This is a genomic window from Pseudomonas sp. EZ-C24, from assembly GCF_014525325.1.
Classification (GTDB): domain Bacteria; phylum Pseudomonadota; class Gammaproteobacteria; order Pseudomonadales; family Pseudomonadaceae; genus Aquipseudomonas; species Aquipseudomonas shirazensis.
Map to the genome: position 1 here is coordinate 42719 of NZ_JACDIU010000008.1, position 18928 is coordinate 61646.

Genomic DNA, 18928 nt, shown 5'->3' on the forward strand with positions numbered 1-18928 from the left:
AAGCCTTGAAAAAAAATTGAGATAAATGTTCAAGAATGTGCAGTTGGCGAGATTGAATCGCCGCGATCAAATTCAGAGCCCGATTAAATTGCGCAGTCCATTTCATCAGCGCAAGAGCTTCCCGGTGGCAGGGGAGCTCTTGCCTGGCCTGCGCTCAGGGTTGGAATGCCCCGATGAAAATCGCCGGATCAACCCGCGCATCGTTCAGGCTGACGTTCCAGTGCATGTGCGGGCCGGTGGCGCGACCGGTCGCGCCGACCCGGCCAACCACGTCGCCACGGCGCAGCTGCTGGCCATTCTTCACATCGATTTTCGACATGTGGCAGAACATGCTGATAAAGCCCTGGCCGTGGTCGACGAACACGGTCTGGCCATTGAAAAAGTAGTTACCGATCAGGATCACCGTACCGTTGGCCGGGGTCTTGATCGGCGTCCCGGCGGGTACGGCAAAGTCCAGCCCGGCATGCGGATTGCGCTCTTCACCGTTGAAGAAGCGGCGCACGCCAAACTTGCTAGACAGCGGCCCGTTGACCGGTTTGTCGAGGATCAGGTTGCTCGGCAGGGCCGGGCTGAAGCTGCGGTAGGCCTTGATCTGCTCGGCCAGCTCGCGGTCGATGCGCTTGAGGTCGGCCGGGTCTGGGTTGACCTGGCGCTTGTTCTTCAGGGTGATGTGCTGCTCGGGGTACTTCTTGCTGCCGACGGTGAACGGCAGGCTGCGGTTGCCCTGGCTGAGGGTGGCAGTGCCGGGTTTCTGTGTCAGCGGGATGCCGACGATCGCCAGCCAGTTGTCCTGCTCCTTGACCACCAGCACCGGCTTGCCGTCAAAGCGCGCTTGTGGGGCGTTGGCAGCAGGGCCCAGGTCGACCACGGCGACGCCGCCCGGCACTGGCTTGTTGAGGGTGCGGGTGATGTAGCTGGCCTGGGCCGCAGTGGTCAGCAGCAGCAAGGACAGGGCAAGCAGCGGGGCGAGCAAACGGGGCATGTGTCAATCCAATAGCGAAAGGGTGACCGGAGTCTGGTGGTTGTCTTCGACCCGCACCTGTAGCTCACCTTCGTTGAGGCGAGCGGTCAGGCGTTGACCGTTGCGCGTCTGCGCCGCGCTGCGGATGGCCTGGCCGCGCTCATCCAGGAGGATGCTGTAGCCACGCGCCAGGGTCGCCAGCGGGCTGACCACCTGCAAGGTCTGCAACTGGGCCTGGAAGCGTTGGCGGCGGTCCTTGAGGATTTCGCGCATGGCTCGTGGCAGGCGCTCGGCGAGGCTGTCCAGGCGCTGGCCGAGCAACTTCAGCGTGCGTCCAGGGTGCTGCGCGGCCAGGCGCGTGTCGAGGCGGCCGAGGCGCTCCTGACGTGCGCGCATGTTCAGCGCAAAGGCGCGGCGCAGGCGCATGTCCAGATCGTCCAGACGCTGCGCCTGTTGGCGCAGGCGTTCGCCGGGATGTCGCAGGCGGCGGGCCAGGCCTTCGACGCGCAGGCGGTCATGGCTCAGGCGGTTCTGCATCCGTAGCAACAGCCGCCGTTGCAGGCTCTCAAGGCGCAGTTGCAAACCGCTGCTGTCCGGGGCCAGCAGCTCGGCGGCAGCGGACGGCGTGGGTGCGCGCACGTCGGCGACGAAGTCACTGATCGAAACGTCGGTTTCATGGCCTACGGCACTGACGATGGGCGTCACGCAGGCGGCAATCGCACGCGCTACCGCTTCTTCGTTGAAGCACCAGAGGTCTTCCAGAGAACCGCCGCCACGGGCCAGGATCAGGGCGTCGAAGCCGCGGCTGTCGGCCAGGCGCAGGGCGCGCACGATCTGGTTGATCGCCTCGCGACCCTGCACGGCAGTCGGGATCAGGTTCAGCTCGACCTGCGGCGCGCGCCGGCCAAACACACTGATGATGTCGCGGATCACCGCGCCGGTCGGCGAGGTGATGATACCGATGCGTTGTGGGTGCGCCGGTAGTGGCTGCTTGCGCTCGGTGCTGAACAGGCCTTCGGCGCTGAGTTTCTCTTTCAGCGCTTCGAAGGCCAGGCGCAGGGCGCCGTCACCAGCCGGTTCGACCGTATCGAGGATCAGCTGATAGTCGCCACGCCCCTCGAACAGCGAGACCTTGCCGCGCACGCGCACTGCCAGGCCATCGCGCAGTGCCTGACGCACGCGCGTGGCGTTCTGCCGGAACAGCGCACAGCGCACCTGCGCGCCGCTGTCCTTGAGGGTGAAGTAGATGTGGCCAGAGGCGGGCCGGGCCAGGTTGGAAATCTCGCCCTCAACCCAGACGTTGCGGAACACGTCCTCGAGCAGCACGCGGGCGCGGCCGTTGAGTTGGCTGACGGTGAGGACCTCGCGGTCGAGGCCGAGTCGTTCGAAAGGGTCTTTGATCATGTTCGGCATCATAAAGGACAAGGCCAGCTTGTGCATCGCCCTCTGCACCGAGCATGCGCTGGAATGCTACCTTTGCGCATTGCCCAGGGAGGGACTTGCATGCTCGCTCAATTGCCGTTTACCGGCCTCGACTGGCTACCCGTGCTGCTCGCGGTCAGCGCGGCTTACATTGTGTTCGGCATTGCCGGCTTTGGTACGGCGTTGATTGCAGCGCCGGTGTTGATTCATTTCATGCCGCTGTCCAAGGTGGTGCCGCTGCTGGTGCTGCTCGACTTCATCGCGGCGTTCGGTAACTTGCTGCCGTCGCGCAAGGACGTCGCCCGCGCCGAGTTGCTGCGGCTGCTGCCGTTCATGGCCATCGGTTGCATTTTGGGCGTGGTGTTTTTGTTGCAGCTGAAATCAGACCTGCTGTTGCTGCTGATGGGCGTGTTTGTTACGGCCTATGCCATTTATGGCCTGGCGATCAAAACCCGGCCGACACGTCTGAATCCGCTCTGGGCGGTGCCCATGGGAACCGTCGGCGGGCTGTTCGGCGCCATGTTCGGCAGTGGTGGTTTCCTTTATGCGATCTACCTGAATGCACGGCTGGATTCCAAGGATGAGGCCCGCGCGACCCAGTGCGCCCTGATCAGCTGCAGCACCATCGTGCGCCTGTCGTTGTTCGTTATCGCCGGGGTGTATGCCGACCTAAGCCTGCTGTTGCTGGCGGCGTGCTTGCTGCCAGTGATGTTTCTGGGCACCTGGATTGGCCGTCGGTTGAGCTTCAAACTCTCCCGCGAAGCCTTCGTGCGGCTGGTGACCTGGCTGGTACTGGCCAGCGGTGTGGCCTTGATTGTTCGCTACCTGACGAGCTGAGCAGGGGGTAGAATTGGCCGATTATTGAAGTCCCAGGCCTGCCTTGTTCATGAACACCCAGAGCATCATCGTCCCCAAACTGTCCACCGTCCCGGTGCACGAGGCCCGCGCGCGGGCGATCCTGCGCTGGCTGGTCAGGGAGAAAATCGTCGAGGAGCAGTTGAGCACCTGTGGGCGCAGCGGCAACCGCATGGCCTACGCGCTGGCGCCAGGCGCGCGCAAGATCGCCCTGCGACCTGACCTGCTGCCGTTCGATCAGCCGGTCAACGGCCTGGAAGTCATGCTCAAGCGCTGCATCTATACGCCGACCGAAGGCTTTCTTGAAGAAGCCGGCTGCCCGGAGTGCCGGCGCGAAGTCGGCGAGCCGCTGTTCGACAGCCTGGAGGAGTGGATGCCGGGGGTGAGCGACAACTTCACCTGCCCGCTGTGCGCCTTCGAAGACGATATCAATGGCTTTCTATTCCTGCAGCCATGTGCCTTTTCCAACCTGGGGTTCATCTTCAACAACTGGGGCGAGGCCGGTTTTACCTCGACCTTCCTCGCCGCGTTTGCCGACTGGCTCGACCATCCGGTAGCCGTGGTGCAGGTAAAACTGCCACAGGCCTGACCGAAGGCCCTTATTTTGCATTGAGTGGCGCGCCGTGGATGAGTATAATGGCGCGCTTCCAATTTTCCCGCCCGGGAGCCCCCGCGATGCTGCGTATCAGCCAAGAAGCACTGACCTTCGACGACATTCTCCTTGTACCTGGTTATTCCGAGGTACTGCCCAATGAAGTCAGTCTCAAGACCCGTTTGACCCGTGGCATCGAGCTGAACATTCCGCTGGTATCCGCTGCCATGGACACCGTTACCGAAGCCCGCCTGGCCATCGCCATGGCGCAGGAAGGCGGTATCGGCATCATCCACAAGAACATGACCATCGAACAACAGGCCAGCGAAGTGCGCAAGGTCAAGAAGTTCGAGGCTGGCGTGGTCAAGGACCCGATCACCATCGAAGCCGACGCCACCGTGCGTGACCTGTTCGACCTGACCCGCCTGAACAACATCTCTGGTGTTCCGGTGCTGGCCAATGGCGACCTGGTCGGTATCGTCACTTCCCGTGACGTGCGCTTCGAGACCCGTCTGGACGCCAAGGTGCGTGATGTGATGACGCCAAAAGAGCGTCTGGTCACCGTCCGCGAAGGCGCCGACAAGAACGAAGTCCGCGAGCTGCTGCACAAGCACCGCCTGGAAAAAGTTTTGATCGTAGACGGCAACTTCAGCCTCAAGGGCATGATGACCGTCAAGGACATCGAAAAGGCCAAGGCCTACCCGCTGGCGAGCAAGGACGACCAGGGTCGTCTGCGCGTCGGCGCTGCGGTCGGCACCGGCAAGGACACCGGCGAGCGCGTTGCTGCGCTGGTTGCTGCCGGCGTTGACGTGGTGGTGGTCGACACCGCCCACGGTCACTCCAAAGGCGTGATCGACCGCGTTCGCTGGGTCAAGGAAACCTATCCACACGTGCAGGTGATCGGCGGCAACATCGCCACTGGTGCTGCCGCCAAGGCCCTGGCTGACGCCGGCGCTGACGCAGTCAAGGTCGGTATCGGCCCAGGCTCGATCTGCACCACGCGTATCGTCGCTGGTGTCGGCGTGCCGCAGATCAGCGCTATCGCCAACGTTGCCGCGGCCCTCGAAGGCACCGGCGTACCACTGATCGCCGACGGCGGCATCCGCTTCTCCGGTGACCTGTCCAAGGCTATCGTCGCTGGCGCCTCATGCGTGATGATGGGGTCGATGTTTGCCGGTACTGAAGAAGCACCAGGCGAAGTCGAGCTGTTCCAGGGTCGTTCCTATAAGGCTTACCGCGGCATGGGTTCGCTCGGTGCAATGGCTCAGGCGCAAGGTTCGTCCGACCGTTACTTCCAGGATTCCTCGGCCGGCGCCGAGAAGCTGGTCCCGGAAGGCATCGAAGGCCGCGTACCGTACAAGGGCGCACTGGCTGCAATCATTCACCAGCTGATGGGCGGTCTGCGTTCGTCCATGGGCTACACCGGCAGTGCCACCATCGAAGAGATGCGCACCAAGCCGGAGTTTGTACGCATCACCGGTGCCGGCATGGCCGAGTCCCACGTGCATGACGTGCAGATCACCAAGGAAGCGCCAAACTACCGCGTAGGCTGAGGCTTCCAGCATCATTAGCAAGCGGGGCTGTTACGACAGCCCCGTGTTGTTTCCGATTTCCACTGACGAGATTGAGTCATGGCCCTCGACATTCACGCTCACCGCATCCTGATCCTCGACTTCGGTTCCCAGTACACCCAGCTGATCGCCCGCCGAGTGCGCGAGATCGGTGTCTACTGCGAGCTGCACCCGTTCGACATGGACGATGAAGCGATCCGCGAATTCAACCCGCGCGGCATCATCCTCGCTGGCGGCCCAGAGTCGGTCCACGAAGCCAACAGCCCGCGTGCACCGCAAGCGGTGTTCGACCTCAACGTACCAGTGCTGGGCATCTGCTACGGCATGCAGACCATGGCCGAGCAGATGGGCGGCAAGGTTGAAGGCTCCGAGCTGCGCGAATTCGGCTACGCCCGCGTCGACGTGGTCGGCAAGAGCCGCCTGCTCGACGGCATCGAAGACCATGTAGACGCCGACGGCGTATTCGGTCTCGATGTCTGGATGAGCCACGGTGACAAGGTCACCCGCATGCCAGAGAACTTCCACGTTCTGGCCAGCACCCCAAGCTGCCCGATCGCCGGCATGTTCGACGACAGCCGCGGCTACTACGGCGTGCAGTTCCACCCTGAAGTGACCCACACCAAGCAGGGCGGACGCATCCTGTCGCGCTTCATCCTCGACATCTGCGGCTGCGAAGCGCTGTGGACCTCGTCCAACATCGTTGAAGATGCCATCGCTCAGGTTCGCGCCCAGGTCGGCACTGCCAACGTTCTGCTCGGCCTGTCCGGCGGCGTCGACTCGTCGGTGGTTGCTGCGCTGCTGCACCGCGCCATTGGCGACCAGCTGACCTGCGTATTCGTCGACAACGGTCTGCTGCGCCTGCACGAAGGTGAGCAAGTGATGGCCATGTTCGCCGAGAACATGGGCGTCAAGGTGATCCGCGCCAACGCCGAAGCTCAGTTCCTGGGCAACCTGGAAGGCGAAGCCGACCCGGAGAAAAAACGCAAAATCATCGGCCGCACCTTCATCGACGTGTTCGATGCCGAAGCCAGCAAACTGGAAAACATCCAGTTCCTCGCCCAAGGTACCATCTACCCCGACGTGATTGAGTCGGCTGGCGCCAAGAGCGGCAAGGCCCACGTGATCAAGTCGCACCACAACGTCGGCGGCCTGCCAGAGGAAATGAACCTCAAGCTGGTCGAGCCACTGCGTGAGCTGTTCAAGGACGAAGTGCGCAAACTCGGCCTGGAACTCGGCCTGCCGTACGACATGGTCTACCGCCACCCGTTCCCAGGCCCGGGCCTGGGCGTACGTATCCTTGGTGAAGTGAAAAAGGAATACGCCGACATCCTCCGTCGCGCTGACCACATCTTCATCGAAGAACTGCGCAAAGCCGACTGGTATCACAAGACCAGCCAGGCCTTCGTAGTGTTCCAGCCGGTCAAGTCGGTTGGTGTGGTCGGTGACGGCCGTCGCTACGCCTGGGTCGTGGCCCTGCGCGCCGTCGAGACCGTGGACTTCATGACCGCACGTTGGGCACACCTGCCTTACGAGCTGCTGGAAACGGTCAGCGGGCGGATCATCAACGAGATCGAAGGCATCTCGCGCGTTACTTATGACGTGTCGAGCAAGCCGCCGGCGACGATTGAGTGGGAATGATCTGCTAGCGCAGCGATTGAGAAACCGGCTTAGGCCGGTTTTTCTCTATCTGCGGGCGGTAAGCGAGGGCTACGAAGCAGCCCTGGCGTCCTCAAGTCAACCACAGCCTGAAACGACAAAGCCCGCATTCGCGGGCTTTGTCGTTTCAGGCGCAGACCTCTATCAGAAGTCGTAACGCACGTTTGCGGTGAAGGTATCCGCGTCGAACCCACTGCTGGTCAGGTAGCTGTAGTTACCGCCCACGCTCCACGCGCCGACGCGGTAGTTGGCGCCCAGGCCCAGCTCGTAGCTATCACGCGCAGGTGTCGCACCGGTGGTGGTGAACGGCGTACCGCCGAGGACGAAGGTGGAAGTGGTGGCGGTCTTGTCGCCGATGAAGTCGTGCCAGGCCATCAGCTTGGCTTCTGGTTCCAGCGTGCCCACACCTACATCAAAGGCTGCTGCCAGGCGAGCGCCGAGGCCCATTTCGCCGATTTCGTAGCGTTGGCTGCCGACGTTGAGGGCGGCCGAGCTGCCTTTTTCACGGTACGAATCAATCGACACGTTGGCATAGCGTGCACCGACCTGAGGTTCCAGCAGCCATTGCTTGTCGAGCTGGAAGGTGTAGCCAGCCAGGGCGTTGACGCCGAAGATGTCACTGTCGAAGCTGGCCTTGGCGCGGGTGCCGGCAATGTAGCGTTTGGACTCGTTGTCGTTCCAGCCATACATCAGCGAGGTGTCGACGAAGAAGTTGTCGTGGGTCCAGTTGCCGTACAAGGTCAGTGCATGGCCTTCGACATCGGTTTTGCTGCCCAGGTCGGATTTGACGTCGCTGGTCAGGTAGCTGTAGGCCAGGCCCACGGTGGTGTCGGCGTTGAGCTTGCCGTCGGCACCCACGGCGATGCCGTTGGTGTTGGCGTCGTAGCCGTCGATACCGTGGCGGCGGTCCTGGTTGGCATCGCTGGTCAGCGCTTGCAGCCATACGCCTTGCTCGGCCAGCACGTCACCGGAGGACAGGCCGCTACGCGCCTTGCTGGCACGGCGGTTGATGGCACCGGCGACCAGGTTCTGGCTGTTGGTGGCGGCGTGGATTGCGCCACCGCTGACGTCTGGGGTCAGGGTTTCGGCCAGTTTGGCCAGCTCTTCACTGGTGGCGGCGTTGGCGAAACGCTGGAACACTGGGTCGCTTTCGTCCAGTTGGCCCATGACGGTGTTCTTGAACGGCTTGATGGCGTTCACTGCGTTGCGCGAACCACGCGCTTCCAGCAGGTTTTCCGTGATCACCTCATCGCTGCGGGTGGCAACCAGAGCTTTCACATCCTGGCCTTCGATGCCGAAGTTCTTCACTTCAAGCAGCGCCGAGGAGGAGACCACCGAGAGGTTCTCTGGGTCCTCCCAAGTGCCGGAGTTGAGCAGGGTGTAGCGGGTGCCCTGGGCCGAAGTGCGGAAGTCGTCGGAGCGCGCCTGCAGTTCGATCTGGCTGCCGGCGGAGAAGAAGGTATTGCCGGTGACAGTCAGGATCGGCCTGTTCGGCAGGGTGTCGTTGTCCAGCAGCAGGCGCAGGCGGGCGGTGTCGCTGTCCATGTCGAGGTCGCCGTCAATCGTCGTCTGCGGGCGCAGCAGGGTCAGGCGGCCGCCGTCGATATCGACGAAGCCGGCGCGGATGGTCGAGCCATCGAACATCGCCTCGCCTTGCACCAGCACGCCACTCAAGCCCAGTACATCACCCTTTACCTGGCCGCCTTGCCAGTAAAAATACGATGGAGCGGCACCGTCATTGGCCTTGATTGCAGCCTCGCCGCCTTCGATCAGGCCAGCTGTCTGGGTGATGGCGAAGGTATCGAAACCGGCAGCGGGATCCAGGCCGACGAAGTGAATGCCAAAGCCTTCGCCCGAGATGGTCCCGCTATTATTGACGTCGGTCTTGAAGACGTCGTTGATCTGGCCAGTGAACTGAGCATGGTCGATCTCGATACCGGCCGAGTCGAGGCCGCGCGCGGTAATGATGCCGGTGTTGTTGATGCGTGCCTGAGTCGAGGTGATCATCATGCCGTTGGCGTTTTCACCCGTGACGCTGATGTTGCCGCTGTTGTTCACTTCACCGGCGATGACCGCTCCGTACAGATCCAAGCCCATCGCGCCGGGGCCGTCCACCGTGATGTTGCCCTGGTTTACCACGTCACCAGCGACGGTGGAACTCAGGGTCATGGAGACACCGCCCGCGTAGTCGGTCAGGCTCTTGGTTGTCAGGTTGATATTGCCCTGATTGACCAGATTGCCACCCAGGGTCACATCTTGCAGGTATACACCCGCGCCCGTCGACGTTCCGGTGAAAGTGGCGTTGCCAAAGGTCTCATCGATGCTGATGAATTGGCCGGTGCTCAGGTCGTAATTGACGTCGGCCACGGGAACGGCATTGGCTGCGGTAGTCGTGGTAGCCGCAATGGCGAGCGCGAGCAATGAGCGACGCATAGGAGAAATGTTCAAGGCAGTATCCTTACAGGGCAGAAACTGACATGGGAGGACCTACGCGTCAGCGTCTGTTTCAGGCATCCCTGCCAGCTTGTCAGTGAAGTGCTGAGTCAAGCGCGAGCGAATTTACACCAAACCATTAGAATGATTCATCCTTGATCGGGTTTTTTAAGGGGAAAAATCCAAGAAATGCGACCAGCTAGCTATTTTCTAGAGAAATACAGGATTAATCAGCAATAACCGGAACTTTGCTGTTCGTGAGATGGTCAACAGTAGTCTTTTTTTGCCAAGCCTCATTTTTCAGCGGAGTTTCAAGCCACTCAGACCATGCCGCTTCCCAGCCCTGGTCATGGCTGGCGCCGTAAATGCGGACTGTGTGGGACAGTGGGGAATCAAGCGCTTGTTGGTATTTGTCAGCCAGAGTCGCTGGAATGATCTGGTCCGCTGTTCCAACCAGATGCCGCTGTGGAACAGAGGCGAGCTGAGACCGGTAGTCCAGTGGCTCCAGCGAGCCGTCGAGTGGCGACAGGTTTTTCATTGCGGCCCACAAGCGCGGGCTGAGATTGCCAGCCAGTGTCTGCACCTGGGTCACATCAGTCCGCTGGGCTGCCAACAGCAAGGCAAGCGCGGCGCCACCTGAATACCCCACCAGTTCGAATTCCTGGTTGCCATAGCGCTGTTTCAATTGGTCCAGCGCCTGGCTGAGGCGAGTGACCACGTCCTGAGAAAACCGTTTGTTGGTCCACAGTTCTGGGCGGCACGCCGCGCTCATGACGAACTGGCAAGGGCGTGCCAGGTAGGCGTTTGGTGCCGGGTCGGCCAGCGCCAGCCGGGCCACCAACAGATTGTGCGGGCTCGGATCCAGGCTGGGTTGACTGGCCGTGGCCCAGGCATGGCCGTCGCCTTCGAGGTAGACGCGCAGGCGAGTCTGGTTGCCTGCAGCGTGCGGTGTCAGTACCAGCAGCGGGAAGGCGCGTCCCGGCAGCACCTCAACCTGGCGACCCTGTGCGTCAGCCAGGTGCTGCAACGCCTCGCGTGGCGATTGGCAGGCCACAAGCAGCGCGCTTATGACCACTAGCCAGGCTTTACCGAGGTAGACCAGTGCCTGAGAGTAGGGGGCGTATCTATTGCTCATCGGTTGTGGATTACCATGGCTGATATTTAATAGCTCGCCGGCTTCCAGATCGAGGTGGCCTCTGCCGTAGCCAAGATATTGATACTTCTATGGTTGCTTGGAGTGGCAGTCTGGCTCGGTTGGTGCAAGTTGCGCGACGTCTACCGATACTACAGAGCCAGATGATCCCTGGCACGCCAACACGCCCCGCTCAGGATGAAATAAACAGCCCGCCACGGCCTTCAGGCTTGCTGGGAACGGTCGATAGCCTGACGATGCGCCCGCCGCGGCGATCGCAGCTCGTTCTCCCCGTGCAGGTCCGTATATGAACTGGTTCCACGACGCCAAGATTTCAACCAAGTTGTATGTTGCATTCGCGCTATGCGCTTCCATCACGTTGATCGTTGGGATTATCGGTAGCCAGGGAATTGGCTCGTTGTCTACAAACTTGCAGTTGGTCTTCAGCAACAACCTGGTGTCGGTGGCCAAGACCGCAGAGGCGCGGTCCGATGCCATTGCCCAAAACCGCGATTTGTATCGTCTGCTGGCAGCTTCCATCGCAGGCAGCGACGCCGCTGAACGCAGCGCCATTGTTGCTTCCATGAATGAAAACCGCCAAACCAGCGAGCGCGCCTTCGCCGTTTACCGCGCCACACCGCTGGCGGATGACGAGCGTGCCGCGGGCGATCGCATGGAAAAGGACTGGCCAGCGTATCAGGCCATCATTGAGCGTGTGGCGGCGACCATTGAGCGTGGTGATCTGGCCGCAGCCAAGCAGCTGATGGCTGGAGAAATGCACCAGGCGTATCGCACCGTGATGGACGAGTTGGAGATCATGGTCAAGTCCAACAACCGGCAGATCGGTGAAGGTGCACAGGATGCTCGCGACAGCGAGGCTGCTGCCAAGCTCAACCTCTACCTTGGCATCGGTGCCTCCTTCATCACTGCGCTGCTGCTGGGTATTTTCATCAGCCGGGTGATCAGTGCGCCGATCGCATTGGCGGTTGGCAACGCGCAGCGAATTGCCGGTGGCGATCTGAGCAAAACCATTGAAAGCGGCCATCGTGACGAAGGCGGCCAGTTGCTCGCGGCGTTAGGCGCGATGCAAAGCGGGCTCAAGGGCACTATCCAGCAGATTGCCAGTGCGGCAGATCAACTGGCCTCGGCGGCCGAAGAGCTCAACGCGGTGACCGAAGAGAGCAGCCGCGGCCTGATCCGTCAAAATGATGAAATCCAGCTGGCGGCTACCGCCGTCACCGAAATGAGCGCTGCGGTTGACGAAGTGGCGCGCAACGCCACATCGACCTCCGAGGCTTCCCGCCACACCAGCAATGAAGCAGCCAGCGGCCGCGATCAGGCGCGTGAGGCGGTCAAGGCGATCACCAGTGTGAATGCCGAGATCGGCCAGTCGACCGTGATTGTCGATGAGTTGGCAGGCAGCGTGCGCGATATCGCCAAAGTCCTTGACGTCATCCGTGGTATCGCCGAGCAGACCAACTTGCTCGCACTCAACGCGGCCATCGAGGCGGCGCGGGCAGGTGAGCAGGGCCGCGGTTTTGCTGTGGTGGCCGACGAAGTCAGAGCGCTGGCCGCGCGCACCCAAGCCTCCACCGGCGAGATCGAAGCGATGATCGCCAGCGTGCAATCGCGCGCCGACGACGCGGTCAAGGCCATGGGCAACAGCCGTGCCCTGGCCAGTAATACCCAGGAACTGGCCAAGGCCACTGGCGAATCGCTTGAGCGCATTGCTCAGAACATCGCTGGCATCAACGACCGCAACATGCTGATCGCCACCGCATCCGAAGAGCAGGCCAACGTCGCGCGGGAAGTGGATCGTAACCTGGTCAACATTCAGGATCTTTCCACCCAGACCGCAGCAGGCGCCAACCAGACCAGCGCATCCAGCCAGGAGCTGTCGCGCCTGGCGGTATCATTCAATCAGCTGGTCAGCACCTTCAAGCTGTAAGCCGCGAACATCAGGGCTTGAGCCTTGCCAGTCACTTGCATGGAGGCATGCAGTTGACTGGCAAGCGCTTGTCGGCAGCGTTTTCAATTAAGCTTGAGCCGCCACTCCCTACCGGAACCCTCGCAATGACGCTGACAATCCGCCCTGCCGAGCGCGCCGATGCTGCGCTGATCCTGCGTTTTATCACTGAACTGGCGATCTATGAAAAGGCCGAACACGAGGTCAAGACCGACGTCGCCGGGATCGCGAGCAGCCTGTTCGGCGAGCACAGTACGACCCATGGCCTGATCTGCGAGCTGGACGGCGAGCCGATTGGTTTTGCCGTGTATTTCTTCAATTACTCGACCTGGCTGGGCAAGCACGGCTTGTATCTGGAGGACCTGTACGTGTCGCCGCAACAGCGTGGTGCAGGCGCGGGTAAAGCATTGCTGCGCCATCTGGCGAAGATGGCAGTGGCACGCGGGTGCGGACGCTTTGAATGGTCGGTGCTGGATTGGAATACCCCTGCGATCGAATTCTACGAAGCCATTGGCGCCAAGGCGCAGGATGAGTGGATTGGCTATCGCTTGAGCGGGGAGGCGTTGGTCGCGTTTGCCAGCGGTACGCGGTCTGTGTAGCGGCCTCAGGATTTGTGCAGCACCGCAAAATCGCCGGGCCCGCTTTGCGGGCCTTTCGCGACACAAGGCCGCTCCTACAGGGGACGGTGTGCAGGCATAAAATTTATTGTGGATTGTTACGTTATAACAACCGTAGAATCGCGCCTCGTCTTTAGCCGCACTTGTGCTCGATCAGGAGTTGTAATGAGAACCGCCCCGCTATCACTTGCCGCGCTGACCGCGCTGGTCATGACCGACCTTCATGCCAATCAAACCGGTAGCTCGATCATCACCCTGGGCGAGATCAAGGTCTCGCAGGCAGCCGGCACGGCGCTGCGCACCGAGAACGTGCTGACCTCGGTCGATGTGCTGGGCGGCGATCAGGTCGAAGACAAGAACGTGATGAACAGCTGGCAGTTGCTCGGGCAGATGCCGGGCATCCAGTTGACTGAGACAGGGCAGGGCGCCGAGTCGGGCAAGGCGACTTTCCGCGCCTTCAACGGTGAGGGTTACATCAACGGCATCAAGATGCTCATCGATGGCATCCCGAGCAACGTCAACAGCGGCAACCAGCGCTTTGTCGACATGGTGTTCCCGCTCGACATCAGCTACATCGAAGTGGTCCGCGGTACCAACGACCCGCGCTACGGCCTGCACAACATCGGCGGCAACATCAACTACGTCACCCGCCAGGGTGGCAACTACATCGACAGCCGAGTCACTTACGGCAGTTTCGATACCCGTGAAGTACAGCTGGCGATCGGCCATGAAGCGGGTAACTTCGCCCAGAACTACATTCTGGCCAAGCAGGACTCGGACGGCTTTCGCGACAACAGCAACTCCAATAAATACGCCCTCGGCGGCAAATGGTTCGTTACTGATGACGCGCAGACCCTGCGCGTTGGTCTGATCGCCCGGCTGTATCACCACCAGGCCGAGGAGAGCGGGTTTCTCACCCGCGATGAGCTGCGCGCCAGCCGCACCCAGTCGCCCGCCAAGAACGCCAACGACGGCGACGACCGCGACATGAAGCAGCTGAGCCTGCACATGGACTGGCAACTCAGCGATCAATTGAGCATGAGCAACAAGCTCTACTACAACAGTTACAACGATGATCGCACCATCACCTTCACCGACTACCCGCTGGGCAACGCCCCGCGCCAGCGCCGCATGTGGGACGAGCAGCAGACCGGCCTGCTGAGCACGCTGACCTGGCGCGCCAACGACCTGTTGACCCTGGACGGCGGTATTAACGTTGAAGAGCAGGACAACACTTATCGCCGGCAACGCTACAGCTTTGGCGTGCCGACCGATTTCGATGCAGCCCCCGCGCGCATTCAGGACGACGACCACTACACCTTGCGCAACCTCGGTGGCTATGTGCAGGCGATCATCCAGCCGATCGAGTCACTGAAGATCATCCCGGCCATGCGTGTCGACAAGTTCGACGGCAATACCACCACCCTCGGCGGCCAGAAGGCCTCGTTGCAGGACTACGGCTGGATCCAGCAGCCGAAGTTGAGCGTGGTCTACAGCGTCAGCGAAAGCGTCGACGTCTACGCCAACTGGGGACGCACGTTCCAGATTCTTACCGGTAGCAGTTTCCCGGCCTACTTGAGCGCCGGCCAGGCCAGCTATGACCCGTCGATCAATACCGGCAAAGAACTGGGGGTCAAGTTCCGCCCGTCCGACGGCGCTGAGGCGCGCGTTTCCGTGTGGCAGCAGGATGCTACCGATGAAGTGGCCAACATGCCGGCCACCGGCACCTCGGTGGGGCTTGGTGAAACCCGTCGGCGCGGCATCGACCTGCAGCTCAACGCGCAATTGAACGAACAGTGGACGTTGTGGGGCTCGCACTCGATTCAGGAGGCCAAGGTGGTCAAGGCCTTCGCCGCCACTGGCGAGTCGCTGGCGGGCAAGGAGGTGTTTTCGACGCCGCGTTACATCAGCAACCTCGGCGCCGACTACCAGTACAACGATGACTGGCGCTTTGGCCTGCAGGCCCGGGCCCAGGGCGACTACTACATCGATGCGCAGAATCAGCAAGGCAAGTACGGTGGCTTTGCCGTGCTGGATGCCAGCGTGCGCTACCGTATCTCCAGCGCGACCAGTGTCGACCTGCAACTGAAGAACCTTACTGATCGCGAGTACGAATACGTTTGGTACGACAACTTCTTCTGGGGCGGCGACGATCAGCCGATGTTTTCGCCAGCACCGGGCCGCTCGGCGTTTGTCTCGCTCAACATGAAGTTGTAAAGCCTGACCAGCTGGGGTTCGAAGGTTAAGACCATCAACACTTCACTTAATCTTTCGCATTTGCAGGTGTATCGTATTCGCCCTTCATTGCCAGCCCGGTGCTGGCAGACTGATCGCGTATAACGAGGTACCTGCACCGATGTCCTTTACCCGTCGACAAATGCTCAAGGGCCTGACTGGCCTGGTCGTGGTTGGCCTGGGCGCTGGAGGCGCAGCGCGCTACTGGCTGGGCAAGGTCGAGGACGACAACGCCGGACATGACTACGAGCTGATCGCCGCGCCGCTTGAAGTCGAGCTGGTAGCGGGCTTCAAGACCGAGGCCTGGGCCTTTGGCCCATCGGCGCCGGGCACCGAGCTGCGGGTCCGCCAGGGCACCTGGCTGCGGGTGCGCTTCATCAACCACCTGTCGGTCGAAACCACCATCCATTGGCACGGTATCCGCCTGCCGCTGGAAATGGACGGCGTGCCCTATGTCTCGCAACTGCCGGTCAAGCCCGGCGAGTACTTCGACTACAAGTTCCGCGTGCCGGACGCCGGCAGCTACTGGTATCACCCGCACGTGAGCAGCTCCGAGGAGCTTGGTCGGGGCCTGGTCGGCCCACTGATCGTCGAAGAGCGCGAGCCCACCGGCTTCAAGCATGAGCGCACGCTGAGCCTGAAAAACTGGCACGTCGACGAGCAGGGCGGGTGGCTGCCGTTCAGCATTCCTCGTGAAGCTGCGCGCAATGGCACCGCTGGGCGCTTGATCACCATCAACGGCCAGGCCGATTCGGTCACCGAGCTGCCGGCCGGGCAGGTCGTTCGCGTGCGCCTGCTCAACCTCGACAATACCTGGACCTACCGCATCAACCTGCGTGGCAACTGCGAGGCGATGATCTACGCCCTCGATGGCAACCCGGTCACGCCGCGGCCATTGGACGATGACTATTGGCTGGGCCCTGGCATGCGCATCTGCCTGGCGATCCGCATCCCTGAAGCCGGCGAGGAGATCTCCCTGCGCGATGGCTTTGTGCGCCTCGGCACCCTGCGCTCGGTTGCCAGCAGCGACGCCCCCGGCGAATGGCCGCCGGCATTACCGGCCAACCCGATCGCCGAACCAGACCTGGCCAACGCCGAGAAGATCAACTTCAATTTCGAGTGGGTCGGCAAGGTTTCGGTCGACACCGACAGCGGCCGCCCGCCAAGCCTGTGGCAGATCAACGGCAAGGCCTGGGACATTACCGACAAGACCTGCGCCGACCGCCCGATCGCCACATTGGAAAAGGGCAAGAGCTACATCTTCGAGCTGAAGAACATGACCCAGTACCAGCACCCGATTCACTTGCATGGCATGAGCTTCAAGGTGCTCAGCTCCAACCGGCACAAAATCACCGAGCCGTGGTTCACCGATACCTACCTGCTGGGCAAGAACGAGCGCGCCCAGGTGGCCCTGGTGGCTGATAACCCGGGCACCTGGATGTTCCATTGCCACGTCATCGACCACATGGAAACCGGCCTGATGGCCGCGATTGCGGTGGTCTGATGCGCGCGCAGATTATCGATCGCAGCCGTGATCAGGCCTTTATGCAGATGGCCCTGGAGCTGGCTGCGCAAGGTGCGGCATTGGGCGAGGTGCCGGTTGGCGCGGTGCTGGTGCAGGGTGGCGAAGTGATCGGCAGCGGCTTCAACCGACCGATCACCGACAGCGACCCCAGCGCCCACGCCGAGATGGTCGCCATTCGCGCTGCAGCGCAGGCGGCCAGCAACTACCGGCTGCCCGGCAGCACGCTGTACGTGACCCTGGAGCCGTGCAGTATGTGCGCAGGTTTGATCGTTCATTCGCGGGTGGCGCGGGTGGTGTATGGGGCGCTGGAACCGAAAGCGGGGATCGTGCAGAGCCAGGGGCAGTTCTTTACCCAGGGCTTTCTCAACCATCGGGTGCTGTTCGAAGGTGGGGTGCTGGCGCAGGAATGCGGGCAGATACTCAGCGATTTCTTCAAGGCGCGGCGGGCAAAAGCCTCGAGCTGAGCCGGTTACATCGGCGGTGACTGTTCCGCTGGCTTGTCCTTGTTGACCCCTGGCACATGCAGGTTGCCTTCGGCGACCTGGCCTTCGAGCTGCGGCTGGGTCACCCAGGTCAGGATGTCGTAGTAGCGGCGGATGTTGGCGACAAAATGCACCGGCTCGCCGCCGCGGGCGTAGCCATAGCGGGTCTTGCTGTACCACTGCTTCTGCGACAGGCGCGGCAGCATCTTCTTTACGTCCAACCATTTGTTCGGGTTCAGGCCTTCGCGCTTGGCCAGGGTGCGGGCGTCTTCCAGGTGGCCGCTGCCGACGTTGTAGCCGGCCAGGGCGAACCAGGTACGGTCCGGCTCCTTGATGCTGTCGTCGAGCTGTTCCTTGACCAGCATGAAGTACTTGGCGCCGCCGGTGATGCTCTGCTTGGCATCCAGCCGGTTGGACACGCCCATCGCCTGCGCGGTGCGCTGGGTCAGCATCATCAGCCCGCGCACGCCGGTCTTGGAGGTCACCTCAGGCTGCCACATCGACTCCTGATAGCCGATTGCCGCAAGCAGGCGCCAATCGACCTGCTCGACCTTGGCCGAGGCCTTGAAGTGCTTTTCATACTTGGGCAGGCGCTGCTGCAAATGCTGGGCGAAGGTGTAGGCGCCGACGTAACCGAGGACGTCGACGTGGCCGTAGTAACGATCCTTGAGGCGCTGCAGGGTGCCGTTCTTTTGCGCTTTGTCAAGGAACTCGTTGACCTCGTTGAGCAGGCTGTTGTCTTCGCCCGCGGCGACTGCCCAGCGCTGATCACGACTGTCGCCCAGGTCAAAGGCAACCCGTACATTGGGGAAGTACACCTGGTTCATCGCCAGCTCGTTGGAGTCGACCAGGGTCAGGTCGATCTGGCCTTCATCGACCATGCGCAGCAGGTCGACTACTTCAACGGCGTCGGATTCTTCGTATTCCAGGGTCGGGAACTGTTTTTTCAGCGCTGCCAGCTGCTCTGCATGGCTGCTGCCCTTGAGCACCATGATCTTCTTGCCGATCAGGCCCTTGGCCTGGGTCGGCCGCGAACGCCCATTGCGGTAGATGACCTGCGGGGTGACTTCGAGGTACGGATGCGAGAATTTTGCCTGGATGTTGCGCTTTTCGCTGCTGACCAGGCCCGCCGCTGCCAGCACCGGGCCGGACGGTTTGCCCAGTTGATCGAACATTTCGTCGATATTGTCGGCGGTTTCGATCTCCAGCTTCACCCCCAGGTCATCGGCAAAACGCTTGACCAGCTCGTATTCGAAGCCGGTTTCCCCGTTGCGGTCCTGGAAGTAAGTGGCCGGGCTGTTGCGGGTAATCACGCGCAGCACGCCGTCTTCCTTGACGCGCTCGAGGGTGCTGGGTTTTTCAACACAGGCACCGAGCATCAGGAAGAGGCCGGTTGCGAAGAGCCATTGGGCGCAACGCTTGCGCAAAGCAGTGGGGGCGAACATAGCTTGCAGTATACGCAAAGGGCCGCAACTGCCATA

At 61.6% G+C, this 18928-nt stretch carries 14 protein-coding genes; 9 read left to right on the top strand and 5 right to left on the bottom strand.

Annotated elements, in window-relative coordinates; translation table 11 throughout:
* Positions 1-154: 154 nt before the first annotated feature.
* Entirely contained in the window at positions 155-982 is an 828-nt protein-coding gene (locus IDM28_RS05000; RefSeq protein WP_150571055.1) for a M23 family metallopeptidase, read from the bottom strand.
* Between the two features lie 3 nt (positions 983-985).
* Positions 986-2365, bottom strand: a complete 1380-nt coding sequence (xseA, locus tag IDM28_RS05005; protein ID WP_188035485.1) for an exodeoxyribonuclease VII large subunit — start codon at positions 2363-2365, stop codon at positions 986-988.
* A gap of 99 nt (positions 2366-2464) precedes the next feature.
* On the opposite strand from xseA, the gene IDM28_RS05010 reads away from it, so the two are divergent.
* From IDM28_RS05010 to guaA, 4 genes are all read left to right on the top strand, one after another.
* Positions 2465-3220, top strand: a complete 756-nt coding sequence (locus IDM28_RS05010) for a sulfite exporter TauE/SafE family protein (protein ID WP_150571053.1) — start codon at positions 2465-2467, stop codon at positions 3218-3220.
* Positions 3221-3269: 49 nt separating this feature from the next.
* Complete coding sequence (locus tag IDM28_RS05015) at positions 3270-3827, top strand: sugar ABC transporter ATPase (RefSeq protein WP_188035486.1); 558 nt, start codon at positions 3270-3272, stop codon at positions 3825-3827.
* 86 nt (positions 3828-3913) lie between these two features.
* A complete protein-coding gene (gene guaB, locus IDM28_RS05020; RefSeq protein WP_101317008.1) occupies positions 3914-5383 on the top strand; it encodes an IMP dehydrogenase in 1470 nt (489 codons plus the stop codon).
* Positions 5384-5461: 78 nt separating this feature from the next.
* Positions 5462-7039 carry a glutamine-hydrolyzing GMP synthase gene (gene guaA / locus IDM28_RS05025; protein WP_103436237.1) on the top strand — a complete coding sequence of 526 codons (1578 nt, stop codon included), beginning with the start codon at positions 5462-5464 and terminating at the stop codon, positions 7037-7039.
* A gap of 162 nt (positions 7040-7201) precedes the next feature.
* On the opposite strand, the gene IDM28_RS05030 is transcribed toward guaA, so the two are convergent.
* A complete protein-coding gene (locus IDM28_RS05030; RefSeq protein ID WP_188035487.1) occupies positions 7202-9505 on the bottom strand; it encodes an autotransporter outer membrane beta-barrel domain-containing protein in 2304 nt (767 codons plus the stop codon).
* Between the two features lie 211 nt (positions 9506-9716).
* Positions 9717-10625, bottom strand: a complete 909-nt coding sequence (locus IDM28_RS05035) for a dienelactone hydrolase family protein (protein WP_157831730.1) — start codon at positions 10623-10625, stop codon at positions 9717-9719.
* A gap of 304 nt (positions 10626-10929) precedes the next feature.
* Between IDM28_RS05035 and IDM28_RS05040 the strand changes: the two genes are divergently transcribed.
* From IDM28_RS05040 to tadA, 5 genes are all read left to right on the top strand, one after another.
* Complete coding sequence (locus IDM28_RS05040; protein WP_101317015.1) at positions 10930-12570, top strand: methyl-accepting chemotaxis protein; 1641 nt, start codon at positions 10930-10932, stop codon at positions 12568-12570.
* A gap of 125 nt (positions 12571-12695) precedes the next feature.
* Complete coding sequence (locus IDM28_RS05045; protein WP_188035489.1) at positions 12696-13187, top strand: GNAT family N-acetyltransferase; 492 nt, start codon at positions 12696-12698, stop codon at positions 13185-13187.
* A gap of 183 nt (positions 13188-13370) precedes the next feature.
* Positions 13371-15422: a TonB-dependent receptor gene (locus tag IDM28_RS05050; protein WP_188035491.1), complete on the top strand. Its 2052-nt coding sequence runs from the start codon at positions 13371-13373 to the stop codon at positions 15420-15422.
* 139 nt (positions 15423-15561) lie between these two features.
* Positions 15562-16944, top strand: a complete 1383-nt coding sequence (locus IDM28_RS05055) for a multicopper oxidase family protein (protein ID WP_150573586.1) — start codon at positions 15562-15564, stop codon at positions 16942-16944.
* Positions 16944-17429 (top strand): tRNA adenosine(34) deaminase TadA, encoded by a 486-nt coding sequence (gene tadA / locus IDM28_RS05060; protein WP_101317025.1) that lies wholly within the window; start codon positions 16944-16946, stop codon positions 17427-17429. Before IDM28_RS05055 ends, tadA begins: the two co-directional genes overlap by 1 nt.
* Before the next feature lie 5 nt (positions 17430-17434).
* Here the strand turns inward: tadA and mltF are convergent, their stop codons facing one another.
* Positions 17435-18892, bottom strand: a complete 1458-nt coding sequence (gene mltF / locus IDM28_RS05065) for a membrane-bound lytic murein transglycosylase MltF (protein WP_101317027.1) — start codon at positions 18890-18892, stop codon at positions 17435-17437.
* Positions 18893-18928: the final 36 nt, after the last annotated feature.